Annotated in this window: 18 protein-coding genes; 7 read left to right on the plus strand and 11 right to left on the minus strand. The window is 56.9% G+C overall.

The features are described from left to right. Positions 1-618, plus strand: a complete 618-nt coding sequence (gene acpT, locus ACDO57_RS19930) for a 4'-phosphopantetheinyl transferase AcpT (RefSeq protein ID WP_148769386.1) — start codon at positions 1-3, stop codon at positions 616-618. Here the strand turns inward: acpT and arnF are convergent. The 8 genes from arnF to ACDO57_RS19970 form a co-directional block, all read right to left on the minus strand. After that, complete coding sequence (gene arnF / locus ACDO57_RS19935; protein ID WP_061716350.1) at positions 566-955, minus strand: 4-amino-4-deoxy-L-arabinose-phosphoundecaprenol flippase subunit ArnF; 390 nt, start codon at positions 953-955, stop codon at positions 566-568. The two genes, acpT and arnF, sit on opposite strands and share 53 nt — an antisense overlap. Beyond that, positions 952-1,287, minus strand: coding sequence for a 4-amino-4-deoxy-L-arabinose-phosphoundecaprenol flippase subunit ArnE (gene arnE, locus ACDO57_RS19940; RefSeq protein ID WP_032645411.1), 336 nt, complete (start codon positions 1,285-1,287; stop codon positions 952-954). The genes arnF and arnE overlap by 4 nt, the downstream gene beginning before the upstream one ends. Next, positions 1,287-2,942 (minus strand): lipid IV(A) 4-amino-4-deoxy-L-arabinosyltransferase, encoded by a 1,656-nt coding sequence (arnT, locus tag ACDO57_RS19945; RefSeq protein ID WP_090420550.1) that lies wholly within the window; start codon positions 2,940-2,942, stop codon positions 1,287-1,289. Before arnT ends, arnE begins: the two co-directional genes overlap by 1 nt. After that, positions 2,939-3,841: a 4-deoxy-4-formamido-L-arabinose-phosphoundecaprenol deformylase gene (arnD, locus tag ACDO57_RS19950; protein ID WP_024908858.1), complete on the minus strand. Its 903-nt coding sequence runs from the start codon at positions 3,839-3,841 to the stop codon at positions 2,939-2,941. The genes arnT and arnD overlap by 4 nt, the downstream gene beginning before the upstream one ends. Further along, positions 3,838-5,820 (minus strand): bifunctional UDP-4-amino-4-deoxy-L-arabinose formyltransferase/UDP-glucuronic acid oxidase ArnA, encoded by a 1,983-nt coding sequence (arnA, locus tag ACDO57_RS19955; RefSeq protein ID WP_090420547.1) that lies wholly within the window; start codon positions 5,818-5,820, stop codon positions 3,838-3,840. Before arnA ends, arnD begins: the two co-directional genes overlap by 4 nt. Then, on the minus strand, positions 5,817-6,800 hold the full coding sequence (gene arnC, locus ACDO57_RS19960) for an undecaprenyl-phosphate 4-deoxy-4-formamido-L-arabinose transferase (RefSeq protein WP_023333737.1): 984 nt from the start codon (positions 6,798-6,800) through the stop codon (positions 5,817-5,819). The genes arnA and arnC overlap by 4 nt, the downstream gene beginning before the upstream one ends. Position 6,801: 1 nt before the next feature. Continuing rightward, positions 6,802-7,941, minus strand: a complete 1,140-nt coding sequence (gene arnB / locus ACDO57_RS19965; protein ID WP_061716347.1) for a UDP-4-amino-4-deoxy-L-arabinose aminotransferase — start codon at positions 7,939-7,941, stop codon at positions 6,802-6,804. Between the two features lie 452 nt (positions 7,942-8,393). Next, positions 8,394-8,900 (minus strand): phenolic acid decarboxylase, encoded by a 507-nt coding sequence (locus ACDO57_RS19970; RefSeq protein WP_024908855.1) that lies wholly within the window; start codon positions 8,898-8,900, stop codon positions 8,394-8,396. Positions 8,901-8,999: 99 nt separating this feature from the next. Between ACDO57_RS19970 and ACDO57_RS19975 the strand changes: the two genes are divergently transcribed. The 3 genes from ACDO57_RS19975 to ACDO57_RS19985 all read left to right on the plus strand — a co-directional run bounded on the left by ACDO57_RS19975 (position 9,000) and on the right by ACDO57_RS19985 (position 11,895). Further along, complete coding sequence (locus ACDO57_RS19975) at positions 9,000-9,881, plus strand: LysR family transcriptional regulator (protein ID WP_208763323.1); 882 nt, start codon at positions 9,000-9,002, stop codon at positions 9,879-9,881. A 32-nt stretch (positions 9,882-9,913) separates the two neighbouring features. Further along, entirely contained in the window at positions 9,914-10,708 is a 795-nt protein-coding gene (locus ACDO57_RS19980; RefSeq protein ID WP_024908853.1) for an SDR family NAD(P)-dependent oxidoreductase, read from the plus strand. 524 nt (positions 10,709-11,232) lie between these two features. Next, positions 11,233-11,895 carry an HAD family hydrolase gene (locus tag ACDO57_RS19985; RefSeq protein ID WP_024908852.1) on the plus strand — a complete coding sequence of 221 codons (663 nt, stop codon included), beginning with the start codon at positions 11,233-11,235 and terminating at the stop codon, positions 11,893-11,895. Positions 11,896-11,955: 60 nt separating this feature from the next. On the opposite strand, the gene ACDO57_RS19990 is transcribed toward ACDO57_RS19985, so the two are convergent. Together ACDO57_RS19990 and ACDO57_RS19995 are read right to left on the minus strand one after the other, a co-directional pair. Next, positions 11,956-12,981 carry a TerC/Alx family metal homeostasis membrane protein gene (locus ACDO57_RS19990; RefSeq protein ID WP_024908851.1) on the minus strand — a complete coding sequence of 342 codons (1,026 nt, stop codon included), beginning with the start codon at positions 12,979-12,981 and terminating at the stop codon, positions 11,956-11,958. Positions 12,982-13,147: 166 nt separating this feature from the next. Beyond that, positions 13,148-13,546 carry a potassium channel family protein gene (locus ACDO57_RS19995; protein WP_024908850.1) on the minus strand — a complete coding sequence of 133 codons (399 nt, stop codon included), beginning with the start codon at positions 13,544-13,546 and terminating at the stop codon, positions 13,148-13,150. A gap of 314 nt (positions 13,547-13,860) precedes the next feature. Here ACDO57_RS19995 and ACDO57_RS20000 point away from each other — a divergent pair, with 314 nt between their 5' ends. Continuing rightward, a complete protein-coding gene (locus ACDO57_RS20000) occupies positions 13,861-15,195 on the plus strand; it encodes an MFS transporter (protein WP_370884486.1) in 1,335 nt (444 codons plus the stop codon). 37 nt (positions 15,196-15,232) lie between these two features. Here the strand turns inward: ACDO57_RS20000 and ACDO57_RS20005 are convergent, their stop codons facing one another. After that, positions 15,233-15,970 carry an IclR family transcriptional regulator gene (locus tag ACDO57_RS20005; RefSeq protein WP_133295478.1) on the minus strand — a complete coding sequence of 246 codons (738 nt, stop codon included), beginning with the start codon at positions 15,968-15,970 and terminating at the stop codon, positions 15,233-15,235. A gap of 169 nt (positions 15,971-16,139) precedes the next feature. Between ACDO57_RS20005 and ACDO57_RS20010 the strand changes: the two genes are divergently transcribed. Both ACDO57_RS20010 and ACDO57_RS20015 read left to right on the plus strand, forming a co-directional pair. Next, positions 16,140-16,832 carry an RraA family protein gene (locus ACDO57_RS20010; protein ID WP_370884487.1) on the plus strand — a complete coding sequence of 231 codons (693 nt, stop codon included), beginning with the start codon at positions 16,140-16,142 and terminating at the stop codon, positions 16,830-16,832. Next, positions 16,832-17,770 carry an NAD(P)-dependent oxidoreductase gene (locus tag ACDO57_RS20015; RefSeq protein ID WP_370884504.1) on the plus strand — a complete coding sequence of 313 codons (939 nt, stop codon included), beginning with the start codon at positions 16,832-16,834 and terminating at the stop codon, positions 17,768-17,770. Before ACDO57_RS20010 ends, ACDO57_RS20015 begins: the two co-directional genes overlap by 1 nt. The last annotated feature ends 27 nt before the right edge of the window (positions 17,771-17,797 follow it).

Here is a 17,797-nt window from a genome sequence, read left to right on the forward strand (position 1 = left end):
ATGTACCAGTTTGTACTGGGAAAGATCTCCACCCTTAGCGCGGACCCGCTGGCGTCAACGCTCGTACACAGGGCACCTCAGGGTGCCCGACATGCCTCCTGGCTGGCCGGGAGGACGCTGCTCGCCAGAACGTTATCTCCTCACCCGCTCCCCGACATCATTTACGGTGAGCAGGGGAAACCAGCCTTTGCGAAGGGGCATCCACTGTGGTTCAACCTGAGCCACAGCGGTGACGATATCGCCTTACTGATGAGCGATGAAGGCGAAGTCGGCTGTGATATCGAAGTGATTCGTCCAAGGAAGAACTGGCAGGCGCTGGCTAATGCGGTATTCAGCGTGACAGAGCATGATGAGCTGGAGCGTGAAGCGCCCGAGGAACGGCTTTCTGCGTTCTGGCGTATCTGGACACGGAAAGAAGCGATTGTGAAACAGCGTGGCGGCAGTGCCTGGCAGATTGTCAGCATCGACAGCACTGCGCAGACACATGCGGTCAGTCAGCTACAGGTCGGCTCGCTGAGCCTTGCCGTCTGCACATCGACCCCTTATACCCTGACCAACGAGTCGATTATTCACGTTGGGACGTTCGGGGCAGAAAAATCACTAACACACCCAGAATAATAAACCCGACCCCCGCCAGCCCGTGCCAGGAGAAATGCTCCCCCCAACCCGGCAGCAGGATCGCGATGCCCCACACCAGAATATAACTGAGGCTCAGCAAGGCATAGGCTTTGCTGAGCGCCATACGATGCAGCGCCAGATACCAGCAGCCCATAGAGGCCACATACCCCATCAACCCCAGCAGCAGCGCGCCCGTGCCGGATGAGAAGTGCCACAGCGCGGAAATCAGCGCCAGAACATCGCTGACCGGTGGCAGTGCCAGCATGGCGTCTCGCAGCAACAGCTGCGCGGCGCTGACTAACAGCACGCTGCATAAGGCCCAAAACGCTCCTTTCACAGGCTCCCTCCCAGGATAACAATCCCAACGATGATCAACCCCACCCCCAGCCAGTGATGCAACGCGACGGTTTCACGCCAGAATACCTTCGCCGCCAGCGTCACCCAGACAAAATTGAGGCTCAGCATAGGGTAGGCAATGCCGACAGGCAGGCGTTGCAGCACCACCAGCCAGACCAGCATCCCGCTGCCCAGCGCCAGCAGGGCCAGGCCAAGCCACAGCGCAATATGCGCCCCACGCCGCCCGGCTTTCGCCGGACGGGTGGCTTGTTTCTGACACAGTTGTCCCGCGCAGCTGAGCAGGCTTGCCAGTATCAGCCAGATCCAGGTCATCACTTCGGCAGATACTGCAGGTAGGCCAGACGGCCCTGGATATACAGGCTATCCGGTTCTGGCAGATTAGCCCGCGAAAGGTCATCGCGTTTTGACAGCAGGATAACCAGCGATACGCGTCCCTGCTGACGGTGCTCTGCCAGCCACTGCGCGAAGTCATCTCTACCGACAAAACGATCTTTCACATCAGGATAATCCAGCCCGTAACGCAGCTCGCCGCTCTGACCAAACAGCGTGATGTCATTGCGCTTCAGCTCCCACGCCAGGCCAGCGGCCACGCCCACGTTATTGGCCAGAACAAATCGGCTGTCCTGAAGCGGCTCGCGCACGGTGTCGACCAGCGACTGCGGCTGTTTGGAATCCACCACCAGGTTAGGAATGGCAAAACCAATCAGCAGCGCCAGCCCCGCAGGGCACAGTGCCGCCAGCCACCAGCGCTGCTGACTCTGCCTGAACGTAAACCAGCCTACCGCGGCCCAGATAAGGAACGCGACCACCGCGCAGAAGACTTTATACAGTTCGACCGAGGTCCAGACCGGATGCTTAGACAGTCCCCACGGCGAGACCACTAGTGCCGCTATCACGCCGATAACGCCAAACGCCAGGTTAATCCCGCCGTTAATGCGCAACGCTCTGGCACCTTTCTCCGCCGCGAGGCAGGCATAGCGCGCCATCAGGATCGCCAGCGGGGCAAAGCACGGCAGGATGTAAGTCGGCAGCTTGCCTTTGGCAATGCTGAAGAACAGCAGCGGCATCACCACCCATCCCAGCAGATAGAACCCGCCACCCGCGTTTTGTCGGTCATTCCAGCCGAGACGAAACGCGCCGGGCAGCAGCGCCAGCCACGGCAGGCTACCCGCAATCAGGAACGGTATGTAGTACCAGAACGGGGCTTTGTGCTGCGCGTCGCTCTGGGCGAAACGCTGAATATGCTCAACCCAGAAGAAGTAACGCCAGAAGTCAGGCTCACGTTGCGCAATGGCCAGCCCCCATGGCAGAACAATCAGCACGCAGCTCAGGATCGCGAGCCAGCCAAAAATCAGCACCTCTTTCCAGCGCTTCTGGGCGATCACCCACGGCAGCACGCCAATCACCGGTACCGCCAGCGCCAGGAAGCCTTTGGTCATCACCCCCATCCCGCAGGCCAGCCCGAGCAGCACATAGCCACCCGCTTTTCCGGCAACGGTTTGCGCCTGTGAGGCCAGCCAGAAGCTGCACATCGCCGCCACCAGCCACAGGGTGATGACAGGATCCAGCACCGCATACGTGCCGATGCCATACACCAGGAACAGGGTCAGGAAGATCAGGCCAGAGAAAATGGCAGTCCGCTTATCTCGCCAGAGACGCCAGGCCATCCAGATGACCAGCAGCGCCGCTACCCCTGTAGAGAATATGGAACCGGCGCGCACGGCGAGGTTGGTGTGCCCGAACAGCATCTGCCCGATACTGTTGATCCAGTAGCCAGCGATCGGCTTTTCAAAGTAACGCAGCCCCAGAAAATGCGGGACAACCCAGTCTCCGGAGGCCAGCATTTCGCGGCTGATTTCCGCATAGCGCGTTTCATCAGGCTGCCACAGCAGGCGGACATCGACAGGAATGAGGTAGTAAACGATAAACAGTGCGAGAAGCGCTAAGCCATAACGGGCTGTTTTCATGGGACCGGACTCACGGTTTGTTGATAGCCAAGCCAGCCTTCCCGGCCAGCCAGTTCATTACGTACGACTTTGCCCACGGGCAGGGTGCTGAGGTCGTCTGGCAGCAGCTCGCTCAACGGGCAGAATTCGATGCCCTCCTGAGCGGCCATGGTCAGCAGTTCGTCGAAATCATGTTGATACGCAATCCCTTCCACTTCGGCATGGATGGTATACACCGGCGTACCGGCGTCACGATGAATGCGGTCCAGAATGTAGCGATTGAACTCATCCGCCTTTACCTCGCGTCCGACCACTTCATCCCAGGTGGGAAGTGTGACCGGAATTTGCACCGTACCGTAGCGATTTTCGCCTAACAGCGGCAAAAAGGGTCCGGTTCCGCGGCAATCGCTGTTGTAGCGAAACGCGAAGGCTTCTTTGGCTTTCACGACGCGCTGATCCGCACGCCATCCCGCCACGGCAGAGCAGCGCACGGGCTGACCGGTAATGGCCTCCAGCTCCAGCATCCCCCGCTCGACCTCACGGGACAGGCGCGGGATGTCCCAGACGCCAGCCCAGGCTTGCCAGGCATGGTGATCCCAGGCATGCAGGCCAATCTCATGATGCTGAGCCGCCTCGCGGATAATCGCTTCATTACCCGCGCCGATGCGTCTGCCGGGCCAGGCGGTGCCGGCCAGCAAAATATCCCAGCCGTAGAGGGATGCTGCGCGCGAGCGCAGCATTTTGAACAGAAATGCCGGTTTAACCAGACGCCATAAATGGCGTCCCATGTTGTCAGGCCCCACGCTGAAGAAAATGCTGGAACGCACACCGTGCTTGCTCAGCAGTTCCAGCAGTTTGGGTACGCCGTCACGCGTTCCCCTGAAGGTGTCGACATCAATGCGTAAACCGACTTTTTTCATGAGTCCTGTTCCGACAGCTCCACGGTGCGCAGGAAGAAATCGAGCGTCTCATCAATGGTCAGCTCCATCTTCACCGTCGGCGTCCAGTTCAGGCAGCGCTTCGCGTTGCGGATGCTTGGCTTACGGTGCTCAACGTCCTGATACCCTTTACCGTAGTAGCTGCTGCTTTCCACTTCGCGGAAACCGGCAAACGGCGGGAACTTATCGCGCAGCGGATGACGCTCGAAGCTGGCCAGCAGCATCTCGGCCAGCTCGCGAATGCTCGCTTCGTTGTCCGGGTTACCGATGTTAATGATCTCGCCGTTGCAGCGGTTATCTTTGTTCTCGATAATGCGGAACAGCGCTTCGATACCGTCGCTGATATCGGTAAAGCAGCGTTTCTGTTTCCCGCCTTCGATAAGCTTAATTGGCGAGCCTTCCACCAGGTTCAGGATCAGCTGGGTGATCGCACGGGAGCTGCCGATACGCGCCGCGTTCAGGTTATCCAGACGTGGCCCCATCCAGTTGAACGGACGGAACAGGGTAAAGCGCAGACCTTCTTTCTCACCGTAGGCCCAAATCACGCGGTCCAGCAGCTGTTTGGAGACGGAGTAGATCCAGCGCTGTTTGTTGATCGGCCCGACCACCAGGTTGGAGGTGTCTTCGTCGAAGTTCTTATCGGTACACATGCCGTACACTTCAGAGGTGGACGGGAAGATGATGCGCTTGTCGTATTTCACGCAGTCGCGGATGATCTTCAGGTTCTCTTCGAAGTCCAGCTCGAACACGCGAAGCGGGTTACGGGTGTACTCGATTGGCGTGGCAATGGCGACCAGCGGCAGCACCACGTCGCATTTTTTAATGTGATATTCGATCCACTCGGAATGGATGCTGATATCCCCTTCCACGAAGTGGAAACGCGGGTTGTCGAGGAAACGACTGATCGCATCAGAGCCGATATCCAGACCGTAGATTTCGTAGTTATCGTCTTTGAGCAGACGCTCGGTCAGGTGGTTACCGATAAAGCCGTTTACGCCGAGGATAAGCACGCGGGTACGGCGTTTGATGGCTACAACCGGTGCGCTGGTGATCAGCGCTCCGGTCACCAGGCCCAGAGACTGAGCCAGCTGTGTGCCCTGAACGTACAGGCCGTTGTCGGTTTGTCCGGTGACGATCTCCAGCGCCTGCTCGCCGCAGCTCACAATCAGCGGGGAGACAGAGACGACGGTGCCCGGTTTAGCGGCAGGAATATCGTCACGCACGCGGGATTTCCAGACGATAAATTTGCTAACGCCAGCAAAGCTGTACGCGCCCGGCCACGGGTCGGTCACGGCGCGCACCAGGTTGTGCAGCTGGCGGGCCGGTTTGTTCCAGTCCAGACGACCATCTTCCGGCGTACGGCGACCAAAGCTGGTTGCCTTGCTCTCATCCTGCGCGGTTTCGCTGAAGGTGCCGCTGAGGATGGCGGGAAGTGCATCACGCAGCAGCGTCTGTGCCGTCGCGTTCAGCTTGTGATGCAGCTGCAGCGCAGTTTCGTCCGCATCAATAGCGACCTTCTGCTGTGCCACGATAGCGCCCGCATCCGCACGGTGCACCATGCGGTGCAGCGTCACGCCCGTTTCCGTTTCACCGTTCACCAGCACCCAGTTCAGCGGGGCGCGGCCACGGTAGGCCGGCAGCAGAGAGCCGTGAAGATTAAAGGCACCTTTTGCAGCCAGGCCTAAGATCTCGTCGGAGAGCAGGTTGCGATAGTAGAACGAGAAGATCACGTCAGGCGCGAGCGCGCGGATGCGATCCACCCACAGCGGGTGATTTACGTCGTCCGGCGCATAAACCGGGATCCCACGCTCGGCGGCGATACGCGCCACGGAGCCGAAAAAGTTATTCTCTCCGGCGGTGTCCGGATGGGTAAAGATTGCCGCAATGTCATAGCCCGCTTCCAGCAGGGCCAGCGTGCCCGTGCACCCCATATCGTGATAGGCAAATACAACAGCTTTCATGGGTGAATTTCCTCTTGAGATGCTTTGTGTTCCTGACGGACAACACGTTGAATAAAGTAGCGCGGACGCGCGCGAACATCGTTATAGATACGGCCAATGTATTCACCGAGAAGGCCCATCCCGACAAACTGGGCGCCGATGAACATAAACAGCACGGCAAAGAGCATGAAGACCCCTTCCGCCGCCCACTGCGGGCCAAAGACCAGTCGCAGTACCACCAGCAGAACGGACAGCGCAAAACCGGCCACGGCGATGATGCTGCCGAACACGCTCAGCAGACGCAGCGGCGTGGTGGTCAGGCAGGTGATGAGGTCATACATCAGGTTGATGAGACGCATAAAGCTGTACTTCGATTCCCCGTGCTCGCGCTCGGCGTGCAGAACCGGGATTTCCGTTGCCTTGCGGGCAAAGGTGTTCGCCAGAATAGGAATGAAGGTGCTGCGCTCATGGCAATGCAGCATGGCGTCGACAATATGGCGGCGGTAGGCGCGCAGCATGCAGCCGTAGTCACCCATCGCTTTACCGGTGGTGCGCTGGATCAGGCGGTTAATGGTGCGTGACGCCAGCTTACGGAACAGGCTGTCCTGGCGGTTCTGACGTACCGTGCCAACCACGTCATAGCCTTCATCGGCTTTGGCAACCAGGCGCGGGATCTCTTCCGGCGGGTTTTGCAGGTCAGCGTCCAGGGTGATGATCAGATCGCCCGTGACGTGGCTAAACCCCGCCATAATCGCCGAATGCTGGCCGTAGTTGCGGTTGAGCAGCACGGCCACAATGTGGCTGCCTTCAGCCTGCGCGGCTTCGGTCAGCATCAGTGCGGAATTATCGCTACTGCCGTCATCCACCAGCAGAATTTCGTAAGCCTTGCCCATCGTGTCACAGGCGGCCGTTGTACGGCGGATCAGTTCGGGCAGGCTCTCCTGCTCGTTATAAACCGGGATGACCACGGAAACTTTTTGTACAGGCGGTGCACTGAACATATCAATGTCCTGCAAGCTGATGGAGTGCGGTAATGACACGGGTTGTGTCGTCATGAGTCATATCCGGGAAAAGAGGGAGGGAACAAATACGCGCGCTATTCCATTCAGAATTCGGGAGCGATACTTCAGGAAAACGCTCGCGGTAGTATTTTTGGGTGTGGGCCGCGCGGAAGTGGAGGCCGGTACCGATGCCTTTCTCTTTCAGCGCCGCCATCAGGTTGTCGCGTGAGATCCCACAGCGCGCTTCATCAACGCGAATAATAAACAGGTGCCAGGCGTGCACGTGCGGCCATGACGGAATGGTGAGCGGCTGGAACGGCGTATCGGCCAGCTCCCGCAGGTAGCGTTCAGCGATTTCCTGGCGGCGCCTGTTGGCCTCTTTCAGTTTACCTAACTGCACCAGCGCCAGCGCGGCATTAATGTCCGCCAGGTTGTATTTATAGCCCGGCGCGATCACTTCCGCCTGCGGCGCACGACCGTGCGTCTGGCGGTCATAGGCGTCTACGCCAAGGCCGTGGAATTTCAGACTGCGGATCCGCTGTGCCAGCTGGGCATTATCCGTGACGACTAAGCCGCCTTCCGCGCAGGTCATATTTTTAATGGCGTGGAAGGAAAAAATCGCCGTCCCTTTCCAGCCCACGTGACGGTTCTTGTAGTACGTTCCGGCGGCATGGGCCGCATCTTCAATAACCGGAATACCGTGACGTTCACCGATGGCATGGATAGCGTCGATTTCACACGGCGCGCCGGCATAATGAACGGGAATAATGGCTTTGGTACGCGGGGTAATGGCGGCTTCAACGGCTTCTGGCGTCACCATTAATGTATCTTTGTCCACATCAATCATGACCGGTGTGGCACCCAGCAACACGATCATATTCAGCGTGGAGACCCAGGTCTGGGAAGGGGTAATGACTTCATCGCCCGGGCCAATATCCAGCGCCATCAGCGTGACGTGCATACCCGCGGTGGCTGAACAGACGGCAATCGCATGCTGATTCCCGGTAAGTTGACAGAATGCCTCTTCAAGTTCCTGATTCTTAGGCCCCGTGGTGATCCAGCCCGACATCAAAACGTCCTGAAGCGCCGCAATTTCCTCAGCGCCCATCGACGGTCGCGAAAAAGGCAGAAAATCACTCATTATTAATTTCCTTGCTGTATTAAAGGCGTCATCTTTTACTGCGCTGTCGTAATGGGCAGCTCAATGGGATCATGCAAGATGGTTATTAAATAAAGACCAAATAAAATTAAGTCGCTATAACAGTTATGTCAACAAACCATCAACTGAAGCAAAAGTAGCGTCGTTTTCTTAGGAAAAAATTAAGACAGGCGAAGAGCGGAAGGGAAACAGCACATAAAATAGGATAGAAAATCGTTTTACAACAGCAGGATAGTGATTCTAACTATTTTTTTGTTTTTTTGCGGGTGGACTCACAGCGATTACTCTACTATTTCATTTCGTTTACATTAAAATTATAAGAAAAGTAAATGAATACTCAACCAAAATAAAAATCCCGGAGGTTTGGGTGGGAATTCCGTCATCCTCCGGGAACTTTCTATTAATATCAATTGTCGCGCATTCAACTGTCGCGCTTAGTTAAGATTAGCAGGAAAATCATTCGGCAATTCGCTGGCGGCGCAGGCGATAACGCTTTCATTATTTGCGCCGCAGTCGCGCACAAAGGTGATCGTGGCAAATTCATCAATCACTTCCGTTGGATACGCCGGGCCCGCATCGCGATAGCTGTTCATCAGCGGAATATGATCGTTCTGGAAGCAGACGGTTTTTTCCGGGTTGTTCATGACCCAGCGCGGGAAGAAGATGGTGCCGTGGAACAGTTTGTCGCCCAGGTTCACAATCAGGCTGACGTCGGTGCCGGTTGGCTCGGTCCAGGAAATTTTATAGATGCTCTCCCCTACCCGCACGATGTAAGCCTGCTGATCTTTCACCCAACGGTTTGCCACAAGACCGCTGTGAATACGGTAATCCAGGGTCGTCTCATTTTTGACGTAAATCTCGTAGTTCCAGCCGTTATCGTAGGTATAAACAAGGTGTTTGCCAACGAAGCCGCTTAAGTCGTGTTTGTCGAAGGTGTTCATAAGATGTCTCCTTTGTTTTGATGAGACGATCGTACCCCTTCAAAAAATGGATGAATAACGCTATGTTTTAATCAAATTCATCCAAATTTTAGATAAATTATGCATAAGACGACGCTGGAACAATGGTCCTTACTGGAACGAGTGGTGGAAGCGGGCAGCTTTGCCAAAGCCGCAGAAGAAACCCACCGCAGCCAGTCTTCGGTGAGCTATAACCTGTCGCTGCTGCAGGAGCGGCTCGGCGTGGCGCTGCTGGTCCCGGAGGGGCGACGGGCGGTGTTAACCCCGGCCGGTGAGCTTCTGCTCAACCAGGTTAAACCGCTGCTGAAAGCCTTTTCGTATGTTGAGACGCGCGCAGCGACCCTTCGCAACGGGATGCGCACGCGGTTGGATCTGGTGGTGGACTCCATTTTCCCGCGCCGCCGCCTGTTCGCTATCCTGCGTCAGTTCCAGCAGCAGTATCCGCAGACCCAGGTACGACTTACCGAAGTGCTGGAAAACACCCGCGCCGACGCCATTAACGACGAAGCCGATGTGATGATCTTAACCCGCCGCCAGGACATTACCGGGCTCGGCGAATGGCTGATGAATATCGACTTTGTTGCCGTGGCCCATCACCAGCATCCCCTCTTTCACCTCGACGCGCCGCTAAATGATGAGATGCTGCGCCCGTGGCCGCTTATCCAGATTGCGGACAGCCAGCCCGCCGCACGTGCTGCCAGTGAGTCGTGGACCTTCTCCACCATCGATGCCGCCATAGAGGCCGTCCTCTCTCAGGTCGGCTACGGCTGGCTGCCAGAGGAACGCATCCAGACCCAGCTGGATCAAGGCGTCCTGAAACGCCTGCCGCTGAGCCACGGTGCGCGCAGAGCAACGCCGCTTCACCTGATTGTAAAGCGCTCCCTCGCCCCGCTTGACGAGCAGGTGGAGACGCTGCTGCGCCTTTTTAGCCAGGAGCCGTCATCCTCACCTGCTACGCTTTAAGGTCCGAACGTTAAAACGATAAGGAGCTGATGATGAAAATCGACTTTACGGGGAAAGTGGCGCTGGTGACCGCCTCAACCGGCGGGATCGGGTTCGCCATTGCCAGAGGGCTGGCAGAAAGCGGGGCGGAAGTGATCGTCAATGGCCGCAGCACGGAATCGGTGAACAGAGGTATTCAACAGCTACAGCAGGTGGTGCCGGGCGTACAGGTGCGCGCCGCGATTGCCGATCTCAGCACGGCGGAAGGGGTCGAGTCGCTGCTGAAGGTGGCGAATAACGTCGATATCCTGGTCAACAACGCCGGGATTTACGGTCCTGAGGATTTCTATTCCACCGACGATGAAACCTGGGAGCGTTACTGGCAGACCAACGTGATGTCTGGCGTGCGTCTGTCCCGCGCCCTGCTGCCGGGCATGGTGCAGAAAGGCTGGGGACGCGTGGTGTTTATCTCCTCCGAGTCGGCCTGCAATATCCCGGCGGATATGATCCACTACGGCGTGACCAAAACGGCACAGCTCTCGCTGGCGCGCGGGCTGGCGAAGTTCGTGGCAGGGAGCGGCGTGACGGTCAACAGCGTACTGCCAGGCCCGACGATGTCTGACGGTTTCGCAGAGATGATGAAAGATGAAATCGAAAAAACCGGCAAATCGCTGGAGCAGCTGGCGAAAGAGTTTGTGATGGCCAACCGCCCCAGCTCGGTGATCCAGCGCGCGGCCACGGTTGAAGAGGTGGCCAATATGGTGATTTATGTCTGTTCGCCACAGGCCTCCGCCACCTCCGGCGCGGCGTTACGCGTCGATGGCGGCGTCGTGGATGACATTATTTAATGTTGTCAGGCATCACTTGCCGCAACACGTCGGGCGGAATGGAGCAATCTGCGCGCCGCAATGCGTGATTCCGCCCCGCGGTTACCGGGTGATTTCCCCTTTCTGGTATGGATCGAGAATACGCTAGCGCAGCGGATCCGTTGCCTGATGCTTCAGGGCAGATTTCGCTGGCGATACTGCCAGTTCATGGTTCATCGATAACATCGACGCGGGAAGTTGAAAACTGAATGCAGAAAACGATGCAAAACTTAAAGTAAGGATTGAAATAAACGATCTAAGAGTCATATCAAGAAAGACGTAGTGAGTGAGTTTTTCCTTACCTGTGGGACCCAATGGTTCCCCGAAATATCGTGCGATGTGGCGATAATATAGGCAGCTCTTTTTTTCACCAATCCTTATCGAGACCAAAAATGGACTCACTTTGAGATCGCAAGATGGAGAAAAAAATGGTGGTGGTATAAGGACTGTCCAGCTAAAGCAGGTAAACTGATCCGCAGAATGTGTATTTCAGCTAAGACGTATTTATGACCAATATGATTGCCGACGAGACGGTGGCGAAATCCAGCGTGCTCTCTGTCTTTGACTTTGATGGGACATTAACGCACCACGACAGCTTTATTCCTTTCCTGCGCTTTGCCTTCGGGAAACGTTACTTCGCGGGTCGTCTGGTGCGTATGGCGCTGCCCACGCTCCACTGCGTTCGTCGTAAGCTGACGCGCGATGAGCTAAAGGAAGTGCTGATCAAAACGTTCCTGACGGGCGTGGATGAACACTGGTTGCGCCAGCAGGCGGAAGCCTTTTGCGAAAAATACTGGAACAAGCTGATGCGTCCCGAAGGGGTTCTGGCGGTGGCGGCTGAGGTGAATTCCGGTGCGGAGGTGACCATCTGTTCCGCCTCTCCGGCGCTGGTGCTTCAGCCGTGGGCTGATAAACTGGGCATTAAGCTGATTGGCACGCAGCTGGAAGTGAAAGATGGCAAGCTGACAGGGCGCATCACGGGCCACAACTGCCGCTGCGCCCAGAAGGTGGCAAGGCTGGAAAAAGTGTATGGCGATCTGAACGCCTATCACCTGCGCGCCTGGGGAGACACCCGCGGCGACCACGAGCTGCTGGCGGCGGCGCAGGATCCGCACTGGCGGCACTTCCACCCGCCGCGCAAGCGCCGGAATTCACCGATTAAGGGTTAGGTGCGGTCTGGTGCCCTCACCCCGGCCCTCTCCCACGGGGAGAGGGAGAAAAGCGGTACATCAGGCCTCACGTTTTCCCGGGAACATCACGCTCGCAATAATCCCCAGCGCCAGCACGCCTAATACAACAAACAGGCTGGCCGTCGCGCCAATGCTGTAACCGTGATGCCAGAAGTGGTCGGTGGCATTTAACCCCAGCTTGAACGCCACGAAGAACAGCAGCAGCACCACGGCTTTCTCGAGGTGTACCAGGTACTGCTTCAGCGCTTCCAGCACGAAGTAGAGCGTACGCAGGCCAAGAATGGCGAACATCATGGCGCTGTAGATAATCAGCGGTTCGCGGCTCACGGCAATAATGGCCGGCACGGAGTCAAACGCGAACATCACGTCAGAGAGCTCAACGACGGCCACGCAAAGCAACAGCGGGGTCGCATAGCGCTTCGCCTTCTTCACGCGGCCGACCATCACGTCCTGGTTTTCCGGCTTCTCCAGCTCCGCATCCACCTCTTTCTGCGTCAGAATAAAGGCATTGCTGCTGATTTTCGGCCAGACCGGATAGAAGCGCTTCACCAGGCGATAGGCGAGATGACCCGAGTAATCTTCCACTTCGTCGCTCTCTTCATTACGTCTGAGCATCATCACCGCCGTCCAGCCAACGACCAGCGCGAAAATCACCTCAACGTACGGCCCCAGGCTTAACAGGCTGGTGCCGATAGCCACGAAAATACCGCGGAAGACAATCGCCCCCAGCACGCCCCAGTAGAGCACGCGGTGACGGTACTTATCCGGCACGCCGAACCAGGCGAAGATCGCCATCATCACAAACAGGTTATCGACGGAGAGCACCTCTTCCAGCGCATAGCCGGTGAGGAACAGGCTCGCCATCTCGGCGCCGTGGTGAACGTACAGGAATCCGGCGAAGGCCATCGCCATCATGACCCAGAAGATGGACCACATCGCCGCGCTTTTCAGCGAAACAGGTTTATCGTGACGGTGCATAAAGAGGTCGATAAACATCGCCCCAACGGCCATCACCACAAAGACAACAACGGTTTCCGTCGGGAAACCGAGATGAGCAGCAGACATACAAAACCCTTTTGGCAGACAAAACACAACACCATGCAAACTGGCGTAAACCAGGAACAGAAAAGGGCGGGCCGTTAATCAGCCTCTTCGCCCTCAAAATCGCAGCCATCTGGCCGCGCAAGGAGGGGTACTTTACCTTACCAGACGGGGATCGTGCATCTGCCGTTTAAGCGCTCATGCCGCGCAAACGCTGCAGCACCGCCACCAGAACCGCCACAGACCAGCCTACCATCAACGCGCCCACCAGCCCTTCCACCCCGCCGATGAGCCGCCAGTGCTGGGGCAACGTGACGTCGCCGTACCCTACCGTCGCATAGCTCACCAGCGAAAAGTAGAAGCTGGTATTCCAGTCATTAAACGCGTCGATGACAAAATAAAACGCAGCAAACAGCCCGGCTTCCAGGAGATGGGCGAAAATCATAGAGATCACGATACCGACATTGCGTAAAACAATGCGTACCGCAGAATCGACTTCTAACGTAATGAATTTTAAAACGCCAAACATCCACAGCGAATGAATCACCACGGTTAGGGTAAGCAAAATAATAATACTGAGTAGCTGCATGATGCGTGCTCGACCAAAAGGAATATGGCCCCACTAACGCGGCGGGGCATCTGGTCGAAGCTTAGTTGAACGGAGCAGAAAAGTTGGTGCAATAATTGCGTTGCGTGATTATTTCCCTACCAGCCCGTCCCGTTTGCGGTTGGTCAGCAGCTGTAAGCGATATCCAGAGCGCACTATCTGTGAGTCACCTCTTATTTACACCATTTAAACCTTCCATTAACTGGATAAAAAGAACGCGCCGTCGCTATAGTGGTTTTGTTTAATAAAACTAAGTTGTACCTAATAAAACAAAGAACACACCCTGCGAGGATACAATGACAGAACATTTACGTAACGGCGCGACCGCCACCGAGGATATAGAAAGAGAGACAATGCGGAAGGTGATCTGGCGTATTCTCCCGTTTCTGATTGTCAGTTACCTGGTCTCGATTATCGATCGCGGGAATATCGGCATGGCTTCGCTGCAGATGAATGAGGACCTTGGCCTCAGCAAAGCGGCGTTTGGCTTCGCCAGCAGCCTTTACTTCGTGGCCTATTTTTTGTTTGAGGTACCCAGCAACCTGGCCATGCAGAAAGTCGGCGCCCGGCTGTGGATCCCGCGCATTATGATCAGCTGGGGCATTGTCTCCATGGGCATGGCGCTGGTTCAAAATACCACCTCGCTCTATATCGTCCGCTTTCTCCTCGGGGCAGCGGAAGCAGGCTTCTTCCCCGGCGTTGTGCTGTATCTGACCTGGTGGATCCCTTCCCGCTACCGCGCGCGCATTATTGCGTCCTTTATGGTCGCCATCCCGCTCGCTAACTTCATCGGCTCCCCGCTTTCCGGGTTGATACTGTCGCTCGATGGCTGGCTGGGTCTTCGCGGCTGGCATCTGCTGTTCATTATTGAAGGCTTACCTGCGGTACTGCTGGGTATTGCGGCCTGGTTTATTCTCCGGGATCGCCCTCATCAGGCGAAATGGCTCAGTGATGAACAGAAAAAATGGCTGGGAACCACGCTTGAGACCGAGCGGAGCCAGCAAAAGAACATCGGACACCAGACGACGTGGCAGCTGCTGAAGCATCGCCAAATCTGGCTGATGGCGCTGATTTACGCGGGCGCATCCTCCGCGGGAACTACCATCAGCGTCTGGTCCCCTCAGCTGCTGAAATCCTTCCATCTCGATAATCTTGAGACAGGTCTGTTTAACGCCATCCCTTACGGTCTGGCATCGGTTCTGATGATTGTCTGGGGACGACACTCCGATCGCACCAACGAACGCCGCTGGCATACCGCGCTGACGCTGTTCATGATTGCCGCCGGCGTGTTTGCTGCCTTTGTAAACGTCTCGCTCTTTGCCACTATCGTGATCCTGAGCATTATCCTGACAGGCGCGTATTCTGCGAAAGGGCCTTTCTGGGCGCTGGCATCCGGCTGGATGAGCAGCTCCTCGGCGGCGGCAGGGCTGGCCGCGATTGGCGCCATCGCGAATCTGATTGGCGGGGTGGTCATGGTAAATGCCTACGGCATAATCAGCGAGCAGACGGGCAGCTACACGCTGGCGATGCTTCCGCTGGCCGTGCTTTGCCTGGCCGGGGGTATCGCGGTGCTCATTATGGGACGGCAGGCCCGCAACGCTCAGCTACACGAAAAACAGGTCACGCATTAGTGATGACAGAAGCGGGACACATGTCCCGCTTCTGCGTTTAAAGATTTTCTTCCGCCGCGTCGCTCGTTTCACCAAAGAACTGCTGACAGAAGGGCTTACTGGCTCCCATTTTCTGCGACAGACGGCTGGCCGCCGCCTTCATCAACGGGCCTATCTCCTTCTCACGGCGGTCTTCCGTCAGCCTTGAGATGGGGCCGGTCAGGGCTAACGCCGCAACCAGCTTGTCATGAACGCCGAAGACGGGCATCGCAAACGCCGCGGTGTGGGGATCGCGTGCGCCTGACGTGTAGAAAGGGAGGTCAGCGTCTCCCTCCGGCAGACTCTCATTGAGCCCCCAATGTCGCAAGACCTTACTGATGGCCGAATTATCGAGCGGGAACTGGCTGCCGGGAAGATTGCTGTGTCGCAGGCCGTGCGACGCTTCAGCGCGAAACAGGCAAAGGCGCTGCCCGCCCTCCAGCACATACCAGCTGGCACTCTCCTGAGACGCCAGGGAGAGCGCCTGAAGCTCTGGCTGAACCACCCGCGAAAGATGGAAAGATTGTTCATACAGCTTGCCGAGGTAAAGCAGACGTGGGCCAAGCGCATAATTGCCGTCTTCATGCCTGACGACGTAATTCATCCGTTCAAGAGAATTCATCAAGCGATAAACCGTGGTTTTGTGATAACCCGACAGCTGTGCCAGCGCGGTCAGCGTCAGGCTCTCATCTCCAGGACGGAAGCAATCCAGTAAAGCCAGCGCTTTTTCAACCGCTACAACGCCTTCATTCCCCATCATTATCTCCTTGTTAGCCCGGCAGTGAGTGTACCTCAAATTTTGTGAGTCACTTCGTGTTTACATCACAAACGCCACCTCGGGTCTGGCTAAAAGGAAAGCAACACCGCTATAGTTGTTTTGTACTGTACACCTGCATTGTACTGAGTAAAACAATATGGAGGCATTCATGTCCGTTTCTGAAAAAAATCCGATTAATCGCCAGTTCGAACGCGTTTCTGCCGAGGACGTTCACCGGGCTGCCGAGTATCAGGCAGCCATTCTGGCCGACGTGGCCGGTCGCCGCGGTACGCTTCATGGCCGCATCAAACCGCTGGCCCCACACATGTCCGTTGCGGGTCCGGCCATCACCGTGGAAGTCCGTCCGGGTGATAATCTGGCGATTCATGCCGCGATGGCGGTGGCGCAACCCGGCGATGTCCTGGTCGTCGATGGCAAAGGCGACCTGAGCTGCGCGCTGCTGGGCGAAATCATGGCCACTCAGGCTCAGGCGAGCGGCATTGCGGGCATCATTATTGACGGCGCTGTACGTGACGCCGATTCCCTGAGCAAAGGCCACTACCCTGTCTTTTCTGCCGGTCTGAATCCATGCGGTCCGACAAAGTTAATTTCTGGCCGGGTTAATCATCCCATTTCAGTCGCCGGGGCGACGGTTCAGGCCGGGGATCTGGTTGTCGCGGATATCGACGGCGTGGTCGTCATCCCGCGCGATGAGGTTCAGCAGGTCATCGCGCTGGCAAAAGAAAAGCTGGAGATGGAGACCCGGCGTCTTGCCGCCATCCGTGAAGGCGATTTGCGTCCACACTGGCTTGATGACGCACTTCGTAAGGCAGGTATGTTAGCTGACGGGGAGACGCTGTGATGGGGGGCAAAGACGTAATTCTGGTTACCGGAAGCGACCTGGCGGAGCAGGCCATGGTGATGTTGCAGGGCTTTGAAGTGGTGTTTGCAGGCCGCCAGCCCACAGAAGATGACCTGATCGCGCTGTGTGAACGACACAATCCCGTGGCGATTCTGGTTCGTTACGGCAGGATCACCGCGAAGGTCATGGATGCCGCCCCGGCTCTGCAGGTTATTTCCAAGCACGGAAGCGGGATCGATGTGATAGACCAGACGGCAGCGGCCGAGCGCAATATCGCCGTCCGCGCTGCGCCAGGCGCAAACGCAGCGGCAGTGGCTGAACATACCTGGGCGCTGATCCTCGCCTGCGCAAAGTCCGTGGTGCCTCTGGACAAGCGGCTACGGGACGGGCACTGGGATAAGGCAACGCATAAATCCATTGAGCTGGAGGGATTAACGCTGGGGCTAATCGGATTAGGCGCTATCGGCTCGCGCGTGGCAAATATTGGTCACGCCTTCGGCATGAAGGTGCTGGCTTACGATCCCTATGCGAAGTCCATGCCTGCCCTGTGCGAACGCGCAGAAACGCTGACCGGGCTTCTTTCCCGTTCCGATGTTATCTCTTTGCACTGTCCGCTAACCGATGAGAATCGGGGAATGATCAATAGCGAGACGCTCGCACACTGCAAGCGGAACGCCATTCTGGTCAATACGGCACGCGGTGGACTGATCCACAGTGAATCATTACTGGCGGCGCTCCGGGATGGCACGCTGCACAGCGCAGCGCTGGACAGCTTTCCCCACGAGCCGCTGACGGCGCCGCACCTCTGGCAATCCGTAGAAAACGTGGTCATTTCACCGCATATTGGCGGCGTTACCGCAGCGTCATATATCAGGATGGGGACCGTGGCCGCGAGCAATATTCTGGCCGTGACGGACGTCACCACCGTCAGCCCGTAAAGCCAACCGCGACGAGTGGCAGCGCGC

The organism is Enterobacter cloacae complex sp. 2015409, assembly GCF_041365315.1.
Classification (GTDB): domain Bacteria; phylum Pseudomonadota; class Gammaproteobacteria; order Enterobacterales; family Enterobacteriaceae; genus Enterobacter; species Enterobacter pseudoroggenkampii.